At 61.0% G+C, this 17,247-nt stretch carries 10 protein-coding genes; 8 read left to right on the forward strand and 2 right to left on the reverse strand.

The genetic code is table 11. The features are described from left to right. Positions 1-58 precede the first annotated feature (58 nt). Positions 59-5,674 carry a DUF6543 domain-containing protein gene (locus tag P3C29_RS22775; protein WP_275965502.1) on the reverse strand — a complete coding sequence of 1,872 codons (5,616 nt, stop codon included), beginning with the start codon at positions 5,672-5,674 and terminating at the stop codon, positions 59-61. A gap of 205 nt (positions 5,675-5,879) precedes the next feature. On the opposite strand from P3C29_RS22775, the gene P3C29_RS22780 reads away from it, so the two are divergent. Both P3C29_RS22780 and P3C29_RS22785 read left to right on the forward strand, forming a co-directional pair. After that, complete coding sequence (locus P3C29_RS22780; RefSeq protein ID WP_201125263.1) at positions 5,880-6,899, forward strand: alpha/beta hydrolase; 1,020 nt, start codon at positions 5,880-5,882, stop codon at positions 6,897-6,899. A 62-nt stretch (positions 6,900-6,961) separates the two neighbouring features. After that, positions 6,962-7,618 carry a DsbA family oxidoreductase gene (locus P3C29_RS22785; protein ID WP_201125262.1) on the forward strand — a complete coding sequence of 219 codons (657 nt, stop codon included), beginning with the start codon at positions 6,962-6,964 and terminating at the stop codon, positions 7,616-7,618. 863 nt (positions 7,619-8,481) lie between these two features. Here the strand turns inward: P3C29_RS22785 and P3C29_RS22790 are convergent. Continuing rightward, positions 8,482-9,252 carry a MipA/OmpV family protein gene (locus tag P3C29_RS22790; RefSeq protein WP_010170213.1) on the reverse strand — a complete coding sequence of 257 codons (771 nt, stop codon included), beginning with the start codon at positions 9,250-9,252 and terminating at the stop codon, positions 8,482-8,484. A gap of 229 nt (positions 9,253-9,481) precedes the next feature. Here P3C29_RS22790 and P3C29_RS22795 point away from each other — a divergent pair, with 229 nt between their 5' ends. From P3C29_RS22795 to P3C29_RS22820, 6 genes are read left to right on the forward strand one after another with little or no spacing between them, the layout of a single operon-like run. Continuing rightward, positions 9,482-10,186 (forward strand): MtnX-like HAD-IB family phosphatase, encoded by a 705-nt coding sequence (locus P3C29_RS22795; protein WP_010170212.1) that lies wholly within the window; start codon positions 9,482-9,484, stop codon positions 10,184-10,186. After that, the gene (locus tag P3C29_RS22800) at positions 10,179-11,573 is read left to right on the forward strand and encodes an aminotransferase class III-fold pyridoxal phosphate-dependent enzyme (protein ID WP_201125261.1); all 1,395 of its coding nucleotides are present in this window, start codon (positions 10,179-10,181) and stop codon (positions 11,571-11,573) included. Before P3C29_RS22795 ends, P3C29_RS22800 begins: the two co-directional genes overlap by 8 nt. After that, positions 11,570-12,436: an alpha/beta fold hydrolase gene (locus P3C29_RS22805; RefSeq protein WP_201125260.1), complete on the forward strand. Its 867-nt coding sequence runs from the start codon at positions 11,570-11,572 to the stop codon at positions 12,434-12,436. The genes P3C29_RS22800 and P3C29_RS22805 overlap by 4 nt, the downstream gene beginning before the upstream one ends. Positions 12,437-12,452: 16 nt before the next feature. Beyond that, on the forward strand, positions 12,453-13,577 hold the full coding sequence (locus P3C29_RS22810) for a GNAT family N-acetyltransferase (protein ID WP_275965503.1): 1,125 nt from the start codon (positions 12,453-12,455) through the stop codon (positions 13,575-13,577). Continuing rightward, a complete protein-coding gene (locus P3C29_RS22815; RefSeq protein ID WP_169386205.1) occupies positions 13,577-15,355 on the forward strand; it encodes a HAMP domain-containing sensor histidine kinase in 1,779 nt (592 codons plus the stop codon). Before P3C29_RS22810 ends, P3C29_RS22815 begins: the two co-directional genes overlap by 1 nt. Further along, positions 15,345-16,742, forward strand: a complete 1,398-nt coding sequence (locus P3C29_RS22820) for a sigma-54 dependent transcriptional regulator (protein WP_010170201.1) — start codon at positions 15,345-15,347, stop codon at positions 16,740-16,742. The genes P3C29_RS22815 and P3C29_RS22820 overlap by 11 nt, the downstream gene beginning before the upstream one ends. Positions 16,743-17,247 lie beyond the last annotated feature (505 nt).

Here is a 17,247-nt window from a genome sequence, read left to right on the forward strand (position 1 = left end):
GAGCGGTTGTTTAAATGGCGACCGCGCCGCCCGGGAGGGCGGCGTGGTGCATGCAGGTTTAGAGGTTGGCGAAGTGTTTGATGAACAGCGTGCGGCTGATATCACCGCGCCAAATCGGGTTGTGGGCGGGTTGTTGCTTTTGCCATTCCAGGCCCAGGTTGCGCTGCTCCGGCAGTTTCAGGTGGGCTTTGACCACGGTGTCGAACGGCGTGCTCGCCGAGTCGTAATGGGCGTGGGCGTACCACAGCACTGGCTCGCCGGTTTGGGTGAGGTCATGTACGGCGTACTCCTGGTAAAAGTCCGGGCGTCCGTCCTGGCGTCTTCCGTTGGCGATACGTTCACCCAGTTTGTTCAGGCGTACATAGCGCTTTGGGTCCGTCGGATGGGGCGTAAGCAGGTGGTCCAGGTACGCGCCGGTCGGTGTTTGACTGATCATCGACTGCTGAATACGCAGGCTGCGCCCGGCCGCTGTCAGCTCTTGGGCTTTGCTGCGCAGTTGACCAATGATGGCTTCGTCGGGCGCCACGCGCTGGATACGGTTGGCGCGCACCGTCAGCTCGCCGGCTTCGCTGACCAGCATGTACTCCAGGTCCACAGGTGCCGTGTTCTGCTGCGCATAGTTCTGGATCTTGTGTTTGTAACCGTCCAGGCCATTGAGCCGGGATTGCGCTTCATTGACCAGGGTGCTGCGTGCAAGGCTGCTGTCGGTGGTCGGCGCGGATTGCCGAGGGGGAGGAGCATCCAGGCGTGCGCGGTTGCTCTGTGGGTCAACGTTCCAGGTTTCGATCGGGCCCGCAGGATTTTCGATGGTGAATTGGCGCGTTCTGCTATTCGGGGGCGTTGTTTCGGTGCCGATCAGCAATTGGTTTTCGTCGGTGGTAAATACATTGAACGTGGCGTTTCGCGGCCGGGTGGGCGTGAGGCCCATGTCTCGGTGGGCCAGCTCGACCATTTTTTCCAGGTCGGTGAGCAGTTCGATGAGGCGCGGTTGGTCGAAATGTTGCGGATAACCCAGGTTCCAGGTTTTCAGGTCGCGGCTGAATGTCTCATAGCCCTGGATGCAGCCTTCCAGGAGGGTGACACGTTGAGAGCGGGTCGCGTTGGAGCGGTCCAGTGTGTAGTGGACATAGAGGGTGCGTGCGACTTCGATATGGCGTTGTAGTGTCTGTTGGCGCAAATAGAACCAGGAAAATTCGCTGATAGTTTCGAAGTGGTGAAGCGTTTCGAGGCTGAAACTGAACCTGAGGTAGCGGCGATAATCCGCGCCGAAATTGGTGTTCAACTCTGCCAGATCAGCGCTCAGCTCGGTATGGGATCTGCGGTGGTCTGGCAAGCGCGTGTGATCGGTTTCGGTGTACTGGAACTCCCGCTCGTTTCTGATTTTATCGTGCCAGGCGTTGGCCGTTTGAGCGTGTTGCTCCAGGTCATCGAGCGTCTCGCGAACCTTGATGCTGATGGTTTTGCGTTGTTTGAGGAGGTTGATCACGCTGGCGGTGTCGATCCTGTCGATGGTCAGTGCGCCGAATTGCGTGACTTGCACCTGCAGGTCGCGGCGAGCACCTTTGGCAAGCTCAATGCTGTTTCTCACGATGATTGCGGCATTGGCCTGGCGCAGGCCCTGTCGTCCATTGATCGCCTCCCGGCCGACCGGCCTGGGCAGTTGTTCTACGGCACGATCGTGACGGATCGCCACATCATTCGCAGCGCGCAAGGACTCGTACAGTTCGTTCCGGGCAGTCGGTTTGTTTTGCGGTTCTGCATTCAGGTAAATCAATTCCAGTCGCTTCGCCCGCTGGATCCGGTTGCTTAGCTCATTACCCAGAGCCATGGCTTCGTCCTGCAGACGCAACTGCTGGCGCCAGGCGCGATCCGTCCACCAGACCGGCAACCGCTCACGAATCGCCAGCGGCCAGATCGGATCAAGCCGGTCCGCCAGGTGCCCGAGCACGCCACCGCCACCGGCGAGGCCACCGTTGACCAGGGTGCCGTACACCGCACCGTGGGTGTTCCACTCGCCGGCCTCGTCAAGCACGATCGGCTGTTTGTAGCTGCGGGTGCGGGTGCCTTTCATGCGCAGGGTGTGCAGGTCGACATCCAGTTGCACCTCGAAGACACGGCCCTGGCTGAGAATGAAATCCCCCTGAGGGTGCCGATAAACGTTGCGGTAGATGCCTTCGTGGTGAGGTTGCAGGCCGTGCAGGGAGATCGGTTGTTCGTATTCGTACCCGGCGAAGCGTCCAGCGATGTTTAACGACTTGCGCAACGAAGGCGGGGACAAGGCGCCCGCGCTCTGGCTCAGCCCTTCCAATTGGCGCAGGCGCACGCGGGATTTGCTGGCGTTTTGGGCGACGCCCATCCCGGTGCCGAGGTCGACGCCGGCGTCGATCAGCGCGTGCAGGCACGAAGCCAGGGCGTCAAAACCGTCCTGCAACTCGCCGCGCAGGAACGCCGCCACGGCCAGGTTCGCCATCACCCACGCATCGTAAAGACCAATGGCGGTGCCGATAAACGGCACGAAACCCATGGCCAGCTTGATGAAGTACACCGCCTGGGCGCCGCTGCCCGCCAGCTCGCGCATCAGTTGCGTGCTGTTGGAACGCGACGTTGCGCGATGGGCTTCCAGTACTTGACCCATGTGGACGTTGAGCAGGTTTTTCGCCAGCGAGGTCGAGGCGGGCCAGGGGACGCCAACACCCATGATTGCATCGTAATTTCTGAGCACGGCCTGTTTGATACGGTGGGCATGTTTCTCTACCTCGCCGCCCAGTGCCCGACCTGCCAGGTACTGACTCATTTCGTCGCGCAGGCACCAGTTGAACAGGGCTTTGCGGGCCGATTCCAGGTTGTCGAAACGATAAAAAAACTGGCCGTCGATGCGGTCCGGCAAATACAGGAGGGTGACGCCGCTGGTCTGTTCTTCGATAAAGGTCACGCCGAGCAACGTGGCACTGTAGCTCCCAGTGTCGCTGCCGCCGACGGTGAGAGACGCCGGTTTGAGCACGATCCGGCGGTTACCTGCGTTCCAGGCTTCAGGGGAGTTGGCGTCGATGGCGATGCCCAGGATCTGCAGTGCGTCGGCATTGAGGTGGCCACGCACCTGCGCGATACGGCTTTGCAACTGGAGCAGCAAGCGCCAGTTCTCCAGCAGTGTTTGCGCTTGGTATTCGTCGCTGAAAGTGGACTGGCCGGGGCGGCCGAGGAAGGTCGCGACGATCCGGTCTTCGTATTGTTGAGCGACGTCCAGCTCCGAAATCAGCCGTCTTGCGTACGGCGCGTCGACTCCTCTGAGCAGGCGTTGGCGCTCGGCTTCATCGGTGCTGGTGACTTCGACTTTCATGAACTCCAGGCGATCCTGCAAGGCTTTGTCGACGGTAAACAGTGCCAGTTCGTGGAGCTTGACCTTGCTGCGCGCGGCACTTGGTTTGTTCACGGTTCGTGGTGAAAAAGAACCGGGTGCGCCTTTGCCCACGAGTACCTGCTGTTCAACCTTTTCCGGCAGGTCCAGCGTGAGCGTAAAGTTTTGCTTGAGGGAAAAGTCCCGGCGCAGGCGTTGATCCACCTGCTGCTGGCTGAAACTTTTGGCGGAGGGCAGGTCTCGCTGAAACAACTGTTGGGAGTGGCGCATGGCATCAACACTGGCGGCGATCGCCGGCTTGAGTTCGGCCACCTGGTCATTGGACAGTGCACTGACCCATTGCGGACGTTGACGGGCCAGTTCGACGCTGCGTTGTTGCTCCAGCAGTTGTGTGTACGCCAGCTCCCGTGCGGCGTGACGGTGTACTTGCCATTCCGGGAGACTTTTTTCCACCAGCGCGTTCAGCGCGGCGGTTTGTTGGGACTGCTGGGTTGCGTCAGGGTGCAGGGCCATGATCTGCACGGCTTTTTGCGCGCAATCCTGCAGCTGGCTTTGCAGGCTGTAGTCGAACGGTTCGGTGAGCACCTCCGCGAGGTGCAAGCTGAGCACATCATCGTCGCCGTGAATGCCGAACAGCTTGGCTTGCAACGCCTGCAGCGAGGCAAAACGTTGCAGGCCGCCCGCCTGGCCTGGCCAGTAGAGCAATAACGCCACGTCTGCCACGGGCTCGATCAGCGCGGATGCGTCGATGATCGCCAGCGGGCCATTGAGATCCTGGCTGCGCACGACGGTACTGCCGTGATCAACGCTGCGTGTGCTCTGGCTGAGCACCACGCGGCAGGCGGCCACCGGCAGGCTGCGATCCCGGCGATTGGGGTAATCCAGTACGGCCTTGAGTCGCAGGTATTCGTCGTGGCTGATTTGGCCGAGCAGTTGCTGGATCTCGGCTTCGGCGCGCACACCCTCCAGGCGCGCTGCGTGGAGCGCGTGGTAGGCCGGTTCGAGGGTGTGGCGCAGCTGTCGCAGCTGCAGGCCGGTTTTGTTTTTCAGGAGCAAAGTGGCGGCGGTTTCGGCGGCATTTTGTGCCGCGCTCAAGGTGTCCAGATGCGGTTTCAGGTTGTGCAATGGGTCGGCGTGTTCAGGGTCCAGCAGGGCTTCCAGGGCCAGGCGCTGCTGCCTGAGTGTGGCCAGACGCACGTTGAGCGGCAGGTCGGCATTGAGCAGGCCAAAGGGTTGCGGGGTAGTGTCTGGGTCTTCCGTTATCGGAGTGGGGGAGGACGGCACTGCCGTGAAAAATCCCTCTACGCGCAGGTTGCGGTAGCGCTGGTCGGCGGCGTCCAGGGCTGTGGGGCCATGGGTGGCCAGGTCAGTGCCAGTGTTTTCGCTCAGCGCTGCTTGTAGCCGGGAGCCGCGTTCGGCAAGCCAGGCGTCCATGGCGTCGGTGAGGTGGGCGGTGGTCAGTGTGTAGTCGATTTCACTGGCCGGTTTTTTTGGGGTCGATCCCAGGAGCTCATCCTGTTGCGCAATCAACCAGCTTTCCAACTCGGTGCGTTCGCTGAAGAGCTGGAACACCGGTTGCCTGAAGGGCGTGTACAGCAACTGGGCGGTCAAGGGCACGGTGTCGATGCTCAGTACCAGCGCGGTGTGCAGGGGCAGGGCCCGGCCATCGGCCGATTTGAAGCTCAGCCGCTCGGCATACACGGTGCGGTCAGGGGCGTTGGGCAGGTCCAGCATCGTGAGGACGGGCTTGAGTTGATCGGTACTCAGCTGCCCAAGCGCAAAGGCCACCTGGGCAGCGGCTTCGAAGTGGCTTTTATACAGTTGGTTGACTCGGGTCCGACGCGAAACCGGCGTGTGCGGTGCCCGTGCGTTCCAGTAGCGGTCCCAGTGCTCAGCGACGAAGCGGTTCAGGTCAGCGGTCTTCAGGTGGTCGAGCAGTTGCCGCGGGGACAGCTCAAACAGTCGGTGTTTTCGGTCCAGGCCGACCACGATGTAATCCTGGTCAAGCGAGGCAGGCAGCATCGGGTTCTGCTGCACAAAGACCAGTGCATTGCTCAAGCTGATAAACGCGTTGTTGGTGCCGCGCAGGCCGGCGGTATTGCCATCTACGTCCAGTTGCTCCCTGAGCAGGCGCGTGACCAGGCCCGGGGTGTCGGGAATACCCGCCATCAGGTCGAGCATTGCCTGCTGGCAGTCGGCCCAGCGTTGGGTCGCCGAAAGCAACAGGCTTTCATCGACCCACAGGCGCCCCAGGTGGCTTGAATAGTTGAACTCGTCGATGCGCGCGAAGCGCTCTGTTGTGTTGTGTTCGTCAGTCATAGTGAGATGGGTTACGTGGGGAGGGGCGGGATGCTCCTCTTCAAGCCTGCGATTACACGTGAGTGCGCAGGGCATGAAGTGGTATCCCGATGTCGCAATGACCGCTGGGCACTCTTCATCAAACTGTCATGGAACTGTGGCAGCGCGCTTGAACAAACTTCATCAGACTCGCGCTCTACTGGGGTTCTGCGTTTCGGTGTTTTTCATGCGCGTGTTGTTTTTACTGGCCGCTTTACTGTTCGGCCTGCCGTCTTTTGCGGCGTCTCGATGTGATGTCAATGTCCCGACCCAAACGGTCGACCTGGCTCAGGTAAGCATCGCCTACCAGAGTATCGGGCGTGCGTCCGACCCTGCCTTGCTGCTGGTGATGGGCCTGGGCGGGCAGTTGATCCACTGGCCGGACGAAGTGGTGGTTGCCCTGTGCGAGCAGGGTTTTCGGGTGATTCGTTATGACAACCGCGATGTCGGCCTGTCCACCTGGCGCCAGGCGCCCGCCAGCGCCAACCTGACCTTCGAAGTGCTGCGCTACAAACTCGGCCTGCCGGTGGCGGCGCCCTACACTTTGACGGACATGGCCGACGACGCGCTGGGGCTGATGGACGGCCTGCACATCCAGCAATTCCACGTATTGGGCGCAAGCATGGGCGGGATGATCGCCCAGCACCTGGCGGCCATGGCGCCGCAGCGGGTGGAAAGCCTGACGCTGATCATGACCAGCTCCGGCGCCGAAGGCCTGCCCGCCCCCAGTGCGGCCCTGGTGCAACTGTTGTCGCGGCGCAGCGCACCCAATCGCGAAGTGGCCCTGGAACAACAGGCCGACCTGCTGGCCGCGTTGGGCAGCCCTTATGTGAAGGATGACCGCAAGGTGCTGTTGCAACAGGCGGCGCAGTCTTACGACCGGGCGTTCAACCCCGACGGTGTAAAGCGCCAGATCATGGCGATCCTTGCCGAGCCCAGCCGGGTGCCGTTGCTGAACCAGCTGCGGGTGCCGACGCTGGTGGTGCACGGCACCGCCGACCCGCTGTTGCCGGTGATGCACGGCGTGCATCTGGCGGCGCATATCCAGGGCAGCCAGTTGCGGCTGATCCCGGGCCTGGCCCATCGTTTCCAGGAGGCGTTCAAGGCGCCGTTGCTGGCGGCGGTATTGCCGTACCTGCAGGCCCATCGCGAGGATGCGGCGCATTGGGCGCAGATCGACGCGGTGACGCCCGCCAAGGTTTTGTAAGGGCGTAACGGGGTGTATCGTGGGACCTTTCCGGCGTTTGAAGCCAGCGAGGTTGCCTAGTCATGAGTACTCCCCTGAAAATCGATTTCGTCAGCGACGTGTCTTGCCCCTGGTGCATCATCGGCCTGCGCGGGCTGACCGAAGCCCTGGACCAGTTGGGGCCGGAGGTGCAGGCCGAGATTCATTTCCAGCCCTTTGAGCTGAACCCGAACATGGCGCCTGAAGGCCAGAACATTACTGAACACATCACTGAGAAATATGGCTCTACGGCTGAGCAATCCCAGGCTAACCGCGCGCGGATTCGCGACATGGGGGCGGAGTTGGGGTTTGCGTTTCGCACTGACGGGCAGAGCCGGATCTACAACACCTTTGATGCGCACCGCCTGTTGCATTGGGCCGGGCTTGAGGGGTTGCAGTACAACCTGAAGGAAGCGTTGTTCAAGGCGTATTTCACTGACCAGCAGAATCCGTCTGATCATGGGACGTTGGCAGCTATTGCCGAGGGGGTTGGGCTGGATCGTGTGCGGGCAGAGGAGATTCTGGCTTCGGATGAGTATGCGGCCGAGGTGCGGGAGCAGGAGCAGTTATGGGTGTCGCGCGGGGTGAGCTCGGTGCCGACCATTGTGTTTAATGATCAATATGCGGTGAGTGGTGGGCAGCCGGCTGAGGCGTTTGTCGGGGCGATTCGGCAGATTATCAGTGAGGCTTCCAAAGGCTGATCGGTGTACATATCCGTTTTTTTGGTAACGGCGGCTATTGGTTCCGCTCTTACAGCGGGTCACTTTGGAAAAGCCGGAATGCCGGCCCAGCCCAAAGTAACCAAAGGGCTCTGCCCCGCCTGTCGGCACCTCGCCTAGGCTCGGTGTTCCCTCACTCCGGCATTGCTCCGCGGGCCGCCGCGACGGGGCGTCCCTGCCCCGTCGCGGCTAAACCGGCGTCCTGCCGGTTTACCCGCTCCTCAATCCCTGCGTTCGGCCTCGGGCTTATTGGGGCAGTCAGAGCCAGATCAAGATCAAGATCAAAAGCAAGAGCACAGCGGCCTACGGGCCGGCTTGAGTGGTAGAAGCCAGATCAAAAGCCAAAGCGAAAACCAAATCTGAAACGGATGCAGCTCTGCTTTTCTGTGGGAGCTGGCTTGCCTGCGATGGCATCACCTCGGTGTGTCTGATGTACCGAGTTGTCTGCATCGCAGGCAAGCCAGCTCCCACATTTGACCGTGCCCGCTGTAGATTTTGATCTTGATGTTGCCTTTGCTTCACACCACTCAAGCCGGCCTGTAGGCCGCTGTGCTGTTGATCTGCTTTTGATCTTGATCTTAGGCGCCCCGTTAAACCACGCTGGCCGAACGCAGGCTTTGGAGCGTGGGTAACCCGGCAGGACGCCGGGTTAGCCGCGCTGGGCCAAGGATGGCCCATCGCGGCGGCCCACGGTCCAAAGCCGGAGTGAGGGCACACCGAGCCTAGGCGAGGTGCCGAGTGGTGGGGCAAGAGCGTTTTGCTTACTTTTGCGCTTTTCAAAAGTGAGCCGCTGTAAGAGCGGAACCAATCGAAGCCATCACCCAAAAAACGGATATACCCCCAGCTCAATCAAACTTATAGCTGATCGCAGTCTGCACCTGCCCCTGATTCACATCCCCGGTTTCCTTGACGATGCTGCTATTGGCCGCCGAACCAACAAGGTGAATCCAGCTGGCACTGGTCAACAGCGACCACTTCGCATCCAGGGGAAACTCAAAACTCTGCGTCAACGTCAGGTTCTGAAACCCGGCACTGGCGTTATAAGGCCGAAACCCCGAAGCCGCCGCCTCGTTCGCATCCACCCCGAAAAACGTCTGCGCCTGACGCGCATCGGCAAAGTGCGCCATCAAGCCGGTGCTGCCGATGATGCCGCTCCCCAACGGATAACCCAGCTCACCCCCAAGCTTGCCCACCACGCCACTTTGATCCCGCGCACCGCCCACGGCCTGGCCCACTTGCGCATACACCCGCCAGAACTCAGCCGGTGCGTACTGAATAAAGCCCCCGACCTCAGCCATGTCCGAAACATCCCGCAGGCCCCGCAACGACCCGTTGGCAGTCCGCCCCGGCAGGTAATTGATATAAGGCCCGGCCGTAAAGCCTTGGGTATTCAGGGCACTCCAGGTCAGCCCATCGTCGGTACCCAGGCTGACACTCCCCCAATCCAGATCGAAGTAAGGAATGGGCCGCGTTTCGTAGCGGCTGCCCGTCGGATCATGGGGCTGATAGCTGACGCCCGCGCCGACCTCGCCGGTGATCCCGTCCGCCAGCGCAGCGCCGGAAACACCCCACAGCCCCAGCAAACCGGCGAATACAGCAAAAGTAACCCTGAACATGGAGCCATTTCCTTTTGTGAACATGCGCGCATGAACGCGCAAACACCCTGCCTTAGGCAAGCACTCATCTAGGTTGTAGCAAGCTACAAAAATTGTAGCCAGTTCCGACACAACCACACGCCGATATCCGCCAAACCCCTTGAAAACAGGGGTTGCTGGCACTTGGCACACTCCGTGCTCTATCCCCTGCAAGCGCAACAGCGCGTTCCTACTTCATAGGTAAATGCAGATGATTCACTGGCATATCGTGTGTGACTTCGACGGGACCATCACCCCCACCGACGTCATCGACAACGTCCTCCAACGCTTCGCCGGCCCCGAGTGGGAAACCATCGAACAGGAATGGCTGGATGGGCACATCGGTTCGCGCGAATGCCTGAGCCGTCAACTGGCGCTGATCAAGGCGACTCCCGCCGAGTTGCTGGCCTACTTCGACAGCGTCGAGATCGACCCGGACTTCCCGGATTTCGTCGACCATGTCATGGGCCTCGGCGCTTCCATTGAAGTGGTCAGCGATGGCATCGAACAAGGCATCGCGCGGATTCTGTCGCGCAACTACGTGACCTTGTTGCCGATCCTCGCCAACCGTCTGCGCCAGGTCGACCAGAACAGCTGGCGCATCGACTTCCCGTATTCCAGCGACGCCTGCCGCGCGGCTTCCGGCAACTGCAAGTGCAAGTCCACCCCGCGTAACAAGCGCGTGCTGGTGATCGGCGACGGCAAGTCCGACATGTGCGTGGCCTCCACCGCCGACTTCGTCTTCGCCAAGGCCAGCCTGGCCGACTACTGCGAAACCAACAACATCCCCTACGTGCGGTTCGACACCTTCGCCGAACTGCCGGCATTGCTGGCCAAGCTGCCTCAGGGCATCGCCGCCAACGCCACCTCCTTCAGCACCTCTTCCGACAATCAGGAACTCTTCCACCATGTCTGATATCCGTATTGCCACCGCAGAAGACCAGGTTCTTCTGGATAAAGAAGCCAAGTACTGCTCCTACGGCGACACCGTTCACTACATCGACCCTCCACGTATTTTCAGCCGTTGCGAAGGCTCCTACGTGTGGGACACCGAAGACCAGGCTTACCTCGACCTGCAAATGTGGTACTCGGCCGTTAACTTCGGTTACGCCAACCCGCGCCTGAACAACGCGCTGAAACAGCAGATCGACACCCTCCCGCAAATCGCCAGCCAGTACCTGCACAAAGGCAAGATCGAGCTGTCGGAAATGATCGCAGTCGACGCCAAGAAAAAATTCGGCCTCGACGGTCGCGTGCACTTCAACGTGGGCGGTTCGCAGTCCATCGAAGACTCCCTGAAAGTGGTACGTAACGCCACCAACGGCAAGAGCCTGATGTTCGCGTTCGAAGGCGGCTACCACGGCCGTACCCTCGGCGCGTCCTCGATCACTTCGAGCTACCGCTACCGTCGCCGCTATGGCCACTTCGGCGAGCGCGCCAACTTCATCCCGTTCCCGTACCACTTCCGCGGCCCGAAAGGCATGACCAAGGAAGAATACGGCAGCCACTGCGTGCAGCAGTTCGCCCGCCTGTTCGAAACTGAATACAACGGTGTGTGGGACCCGAAAGTCGGCCAGAGCGAATACGCGGCCTTCTACGTCGAGCCGATCCAGGGCACCGGCGGCTACGTGATCCCGCCGATGAACTTCTACAGCGAGCTCAAGCAGGTCCTCGACCAGCACGGCATCCTGATGGTCGTCGATGAAATCCAGATGGGCTTCTGGCGTACCGGCAAGCTGTGGTCGATCGAACACTTCGACGTCAAACCTGACGTGATCGTCTTCGGCAAGGCGCTGACCAACGGCCTGAACCCGCTGGGCGGCATCTGGGCCAGGGAAGAGTTGATCAACCCGAAAATCTTCCCGCCAGGCTCCACTCACTCCACCTTCGCGTCCAACCCGTTGGGTACCGCGGTAGGTCTGGAAATGTTCAAGATGACCAGCGAAGTCGACTACGGCGCGATGGTCATGGCCAAGGGCAAATACTTCCTGGCCGGCCTGCAAGAGCTGCAAAAACGCTTCCCGATCATCGGCGACGTCGACGGCCTGGGCCTGGCACTGCGCTGCGAAATCTGCGCCCCGGACGGCTTCACGCCGGACAAGGCCACCCTGGACTACATGGTCGAGGAAGGCATGAAGGGCGACATGGTGGTTGACGGTCAGAAACTCGGCCTGATCCTCGACGTGGGCGGCTACTACAAAAACGTGATCACCCTGGCACCGTCCCTGGAAATCAGCTACCCGGAAATCGACCTGGGCCTGAAGCTGCTCGAGCAACTGCTTGTGCGAGCGACCAAACGGTGATCAGCCACGAGATCGACCTCGGTGAAGGTGATGCCGGCTTCGTTCTCGGTAGCGGTCCGGTGGGGATCCTGTTGATCCACGGCCTGACGGGCACCCCGACGGAACTCCGTCGGGTGGCCCAGGGGTTGGCCAAGGTCGGTAACTGCACGGTGTACGTGCCGACCCTGGCCGGCCACTGCGGGGACAACAGCGACCTGCAAGCCACTGGCTGGCAGGACTGGTACGAAGGCGTCCGCAAGACGTTCGTCGGCGTGAAGCAGCGCCACGAGCAGGTATTTGTCGGCGGTTTGTCGATGGGCGCGGTGATGTCGATGTACGTGGCGTCGCAGTTTCCCGGCCAGGTCGCCGGCTTGTTGATGTACTCCACCACGTTGAAGTACGACGGCTGGAGCATCAACAAGATGGCGTTCATCACGCCGTTGCTGATCCGTATTCCCTTCGGTGTGCGCCTGTTCCGCTTCACTGAGAAGCCGCCCTACGGCATCAAGAACGAGCGCCTGCGGGCTATCGTCGAGCGGCAGATGAAGGAAGGGGAGAGCAGCGAAGCGGGGCTGTTGACCATGGAGGGCGTCACGGTGCGCGAGTTGCACTGGATGAATGCCGTGGTGAAGAAGCTCATGCCATCGATCAAGACCCCGGCCCTGGTACTGCATTCCATCGAGGATGACATCACCAGCCGCTGGAACGCCGATTACGTGGAGCGCCACCTCGGCGGCCCCGTGACCAAGATCCTGCTGGACAACTGCTACCACATGATCACCGTCGACCTGCAATACCGCCGGGTGATCGAGTTGAGCGCCGAGTTTGTCGGGCAACACGCACACGCCACAGAGGCACCTGAAGATTATCGACAGCTGGCTTGAACCCTAAGGATTTGACGTGATCACCGCCCAAGCCTTTTCGACCATTCGGGCCATCGAACGCAGTGCCTGGAACGACTGTTTTCCCGATGCCCTGGAGGATTGGGACTATTACGTGGCCGTGGAAAATGCCGCCATTGATGATTTTCAGTGGCGGTATCTCGCGGTGTTTGACGAGGCAACGCTGGTGGCGGTCGCGCCGGCGTTCATTACGCGTTATCGCCTCGACACCACGGTGTCGGGCGTAGGCAAGCGCTTTACCGAGCGCCTGGAGCGACTGTGGCCGGGTGTTTTGAAGCTGGGCCTGTATGCCATCGGCTCGCCGGTGGCGGAACAGTGCAATGCGGGTGTCGCCAGTCATGTTGCCGAATCCGGGCGCGAGGCGTTGCTTGCGCAGTTACTCGCCGCCGCACGCCGGGATGCCGATGCGTTCGGCGTCGGGCTGGTGGCGGTCAAGGATGCACCGACCAAGGACGAAGGCTGGTCAAACAGCTGCCTTGGCGCGGGTTTCCAGAGCATGCCCAGCCTGCCCACGGCATTATTGCCGATTCCTTTCGGTTCAGTGGACGCCTACCTGGGTTCCCTGGACAAAGCCACCCGCAAGGACTTGCGCCGCAAACTGCGTGCGCCTGGCCCTCGCATTGAGTGGCGACGTAATATCGACGACGTACTGCCGCGCATCATGGCGCTTTACGAGGCCACCCTGGAACGTTCCGACCTGCAGTTCGAGCGACTGCCGGCGGGCTATTTCACCGGTATCCTTGAACAGCTGCAAGAACGTGCGGTCTGTGTGCTTTATTGGGTGGACGAGCAACTGGTGGCGTTCAACCTGATCCTGCTGAACCAGGATCGCCTGATTGACAAGTTTTTCGGCGAAGACAGTGACTACAGCCGCGAATACAGCCTGGCGGTGCGCAGTTGGTTAACCAATATCGACTACTGTATTCGCCATGACATTGCGCTGTATGAGTGCGGTCAGGCCGGCTATGCCAGCAAGTTGCTGCTGGGCTGCGAGTTCCAGGGCAACAGTATGTTTTTCCGCCACCGCAACTGGCTGGTCAACCGTGCGCTGTTCGTTGCAAAAGTGTTTCTCCGACCGGATCGATCCGACCCTGCCATGGCTGCTGCGATAAGCGAAACCTGATGATCAACAAGACCCGCCAAAAAGCCCGCCCCTTTGCCATTTCGCGTTGGAGCGTCCAGCGCAAGCTGGTGCTGGCGTTCTGGCTGGTGACCGTGATCCCGACGATGATCGCGGCGGAGCTGGCCGCCACAACGCTGTCGCAGATTTTCGACAGCAACGTGCGGATCTGGCTGCAGGAGTCGACCAAGATCGTCAAGGACGAGATCGGCGACATCCTCCACGACAACGCCCGGGTCGCCCAGCTGTTCCTGCGCTACACCAAGCCGCCGTCGTCGCGCCAGGCCGAGAAGCACGACAAACTGACCGCCGACATTGCCGCCGCCACCGACATCGATGTGGTCGCGCTGATCCGCAGCAGTGACCACAAGATTGTCTTCAGCACGGCCGCCGATGACATCGTCAAGCAAATCAACCTGGCCAGTAATGCGGTGTTGCAGACGGTCGAGGTGGCTGGCGTGACCACCGGCGTGGTGGTGTCGACCTTCGAGACCAGCGAGGACGGCGTTGACTATCAACTGCTGGTGGCCACGTACCTGGACAGCAGTTTCCTGACCAGCGTGGCCGATGTGCACTCGCTGGACCTGCGCTTGTACCTGGCCAACCCCACCGGTTTCTCGGAAATTTTCTCCACCCAGCGCTTTGTCGATCACCCCAACCGGATTCCTTCGAATATCGAAGCCGCGCTGCGCAGCACCAAGCAGCCCAGCGAACAGTTCACCAATAACTACAGCGGTTTGTACTGGCCGATCTTCAACGATGCCGGCGAGCTGCAAGGGGTGATTTTCAGTGGCCTGCTGCGGCACACCAGCCTGGTGGGCCTGGTGAACCAGAGCAACCTGTTCGTGCTGATCTTCCTGCTCAGTTCGGCCTTGTCCCTGGCGGCCGGGATGTTGGTGTCCCAACGCCTGACCCGCCCGCTGCGGGATTTGTCCGAAGGCGTCAGCGCGGTGATTTCGGGTAACTATCAGCATCGCGTGGCGGTCAGCGGCGGCGACGAACTGGCGCAACTGAGCAGCACCTTCAACCACATGACCGAGCGCCTCGGCGAGTTGCATCACCTGGAGGCGCAGCTGCGCCGCCGCGACCGCCTGCATGCGCTGGGCGAGGTCGCCATGGGCCTGGCCCACGAAATTCGCAACCCGCTGGGCATTATCAAGACCGCGACCCAGTTGCTGCACCGCCGCGTCGATTTGCCGGAAACCGACAAGCGTCACCTCGAATACGTGATCAGCGAGGTCAGCCGGATCAACGACCTGATCACCGAATTCCTCGACTTCGCCAAACCCAGCGCGCCGTTGCGCACAGTGCAAGCGGCACGGCCGGTGGTGGAGGAAATCCTCGGCTTCTGCGGGCCTGAGCTGTCGACCCATAACATCGATGCGCAAATCGATGACCAGGCCCCCGGCGCGACGATTTATGCCGATGCCAAGCAGCTCAAGCAGGCCTGCCTGAACCTGATTCTCAACGCCATCGACGCGATGCCTGGCGGCGGTCGCCTGACCCTGGGCATCCACAGCGTGGGCGGCAACACAGTGATCAGCATCGCCGATACCGGCGAGGGTATTCCGCCGGACATGATCGAGCGGATCTTCACGCCATTCGTCACCACCAAGGCCTCGGGTACGGGCTTGGGTCTGGCCAAAGTCTTCTCGATCATGGAAAGTCATGACGGCAGCATTGAATGTGTCAGCGAGAAAGATGCCGGCGCCACCTTCAGCCTGTACATTCCGGCCCAGGGTGACGACGACGGCGATGATGAGGATGGTGATGACGCATAACGTATTGGTAGTCGACGACGAACCCAAGCTCTGTGACTTGCTCTCGTCGGCCTTGAGCCAGAGTGGGATCCAGGTATTTACCGCCGGCAACGGCCTGCACGCGCTCAAGGTGCTGGAGCAGGAAGACATCGACCTGGTGATCAGCGACTGGCGCATGCCCGGCATGGACGGTCCGGCGCTGCTGGCGGAAATCAAGGTGCGCTATCCGCAACTGCCGGTCATCGTGATGACCGCCTACAGCACTGTGAAAAACGCGGTGCAGTCGATGCGCAACGGGGCCTACGACTACATTGCCAAGCCGTTCGACATCGACGAGCTGGACATCACCGTGGCCAAGGCCCTGCAGTTTCGCGACATCATGCGCGACAACGCGCGCATGCGTGCCGAGCTGGATGAACACGCCCAGTTCGACAGCCTGGTGGGGGATAGCCCGGCCTTTCGCCGCGTGCTGCATGCCGTGGATTCGGTGCGCGACAGCAACGCCACGGTGCTGCTGACGGGCGAAAGCGGCACCGGTAAAGAGATGGTCGCCCGAGCCATCCACAAACACGGCAACCGCGCCGACAAGCCGTTTGTGGCGGTCAACTGCGCGGCGATTCCCGAAGGCTTGCTGGAAAGCGAGATGTTCGGCCACCGCAAGGGCGCGTTCACCGGCGCCGTGGCGGACCGGGTCGGGCGCTTCATGCAGGCCGATAAAGGCACGTTGTTTCTCGATGAAGTGGGCGACATGCCGTTGGCGTTGCAGGCGAAAATCCTGCGGGCCTTGCAGGAGCGGGTGATTGAACCGGTGGGTGACCCGCGCGAGCGCAAGGTGGATGTGCGGGTGATCGCGGCTACCAACAAGAATTTGCTGGATGCGGTGGCCAACAAAGAATTTCGTGAAGACCTGTACTACCGCCTGAATGTATTCCCGATTCCCCTGCCGGCCCTGCGTGAGCGGGTGGAAGACATCGCGCCGCTGGCCCGGCACTTTGCCCAGACCTTGAGCGCCACCGCCGGTAAACGCATCACCGGTTTCAGCCCCGAGGCGTTGCAGGCGATGGCGGCGTATTCCTGGCCGGGCAATATTCGCGAGCTGCAAAACTGCGTGGAGCGGGCGACCATCGTCGCGGCGACGCCGGTGATCGAGGACATTGATTTGCCGGCGTATCTGTTTGCTTCCAAACCGGCTGAAGACGGCGTGGGCGCGATACTCAGCAACGGGCCGGGTGTGCCCCAGGATCTTGACGCGGCGCTGGCCGAGGTGGAGAAGGCGTACATCATGGCCGCGTTGCAGGAGAGCAACGGGGTGCAGGCTGCGGCGGCCCAGAAGATCGGGATTTCCGAGCGCAGCTTTTGGTACCGGTTGAAGAAGCTGGGGATTCAGGTGGACAAGATTGTTCGCTAGGCGGCGCTGAGCAGTTGTTGGGGGGGAGTACATATCCGTTATTTAGGTAACGGCTGCTTATGGTTCCGCTCTTACAGCGGGTCACTTTTGAAAAGCGCAAAAGTAACCAAAACGCTCTGCCCCGCCTGTCGGCACCTCGCTAAGGCTCGGTGTTCCCTCACTCCGGCATTGCTCCGCGGGCCGCCGCGACGGGGCGTCCCTGCCCCGTCGCGGCTAAACCGGCGTCCTGCCGGTTTACCCGCTCCTCAATCCCTRCGTTCGGCCTCGGGCTTATTGGGGCAGTCAGATCAAGATCAAAAGCAAGAGCACAGCGGCCTACAGGCCGGCTTGAGTGGTAGAAGCCAGATCAAAAGCCARAGCGAAAACCAAATCTGAAACKGATGCAGCTCTGCTTTTCTGTGGGAGCTGGCTTGCCTGCGATGCAGACAACTCGGTTTTTCAGATGCACCGAGGCGAGGCCATCGCAGGCAAGCCAGCTCCTACAGTTGGACCGTGCCCGCTCTGG

Origin of the sequence: Pseudomonas sp. 1912-s (assembly GCF_029269205.1) — a bacterium.
Classification (GTDB): domain Bacteria; phylum Pseudomonadota; class Gammaproteobacteria; order Pseudomonadales; family Pseudomonadaceae; genus Aquipseudomonas.

Coding starts and splice junctions, on each gene's coding strand:
- P3C29_RS22795 (WP_010170212.1), top strand. CDS start 9,482: ATGATTCACTGGCATATCGTGTGTGACTTCGACGGGACCATCACCCCC.
- P3C29_RS22820 (WP_010170201.1), top strand. CDS start 15,345: ATGACGCATAACGTATTGGTAGTCGACGACGAACCCAAGCTCTGTGAC.
- P3C29_RS22780 (WP_201125263.1), top strand. CDS start 5,880: ATGCGCGTGTTGTTTTTACTGGCCGCTTTACTGTTCGGCCTGCCGTCT.
- P3C29_RS22775 (WP_275965502.1), bottom strand. CDS start 5,674: ATGACTGACGAACACAACACAACAGAGCGCTTCGCGCGCATCGACGAG.
- P3C29_RS22785 (WP_201125262.1), top strand. CDS start 6,962: ATGAGTACTCCCCTGAAAATCGATTTCGTCAGCGACGTGTCTTGCCCC.
- P3C29_RS22815 (WP_169386205.1), top strand. CDS start 13,577: ATGATCAACAAGACCCGCCAAAAAGCCCGCCCCTTTGCCATTTCGCGT.
- P3C29_RS22790 (WP_010170213.1), bottom strand. CDS start 9,252: ATGTTCAGGGTTACTTTTGCTGTATTCGCCGGTTTGCTGGGGCTGTGG.
- P3C29_RS22800 (WP_201125261.1), top strand. CDS start 10,179: ATGTCTGATATCCGTATTGCCACCGCAGAAGACCAGGTTCTTCTGGAT.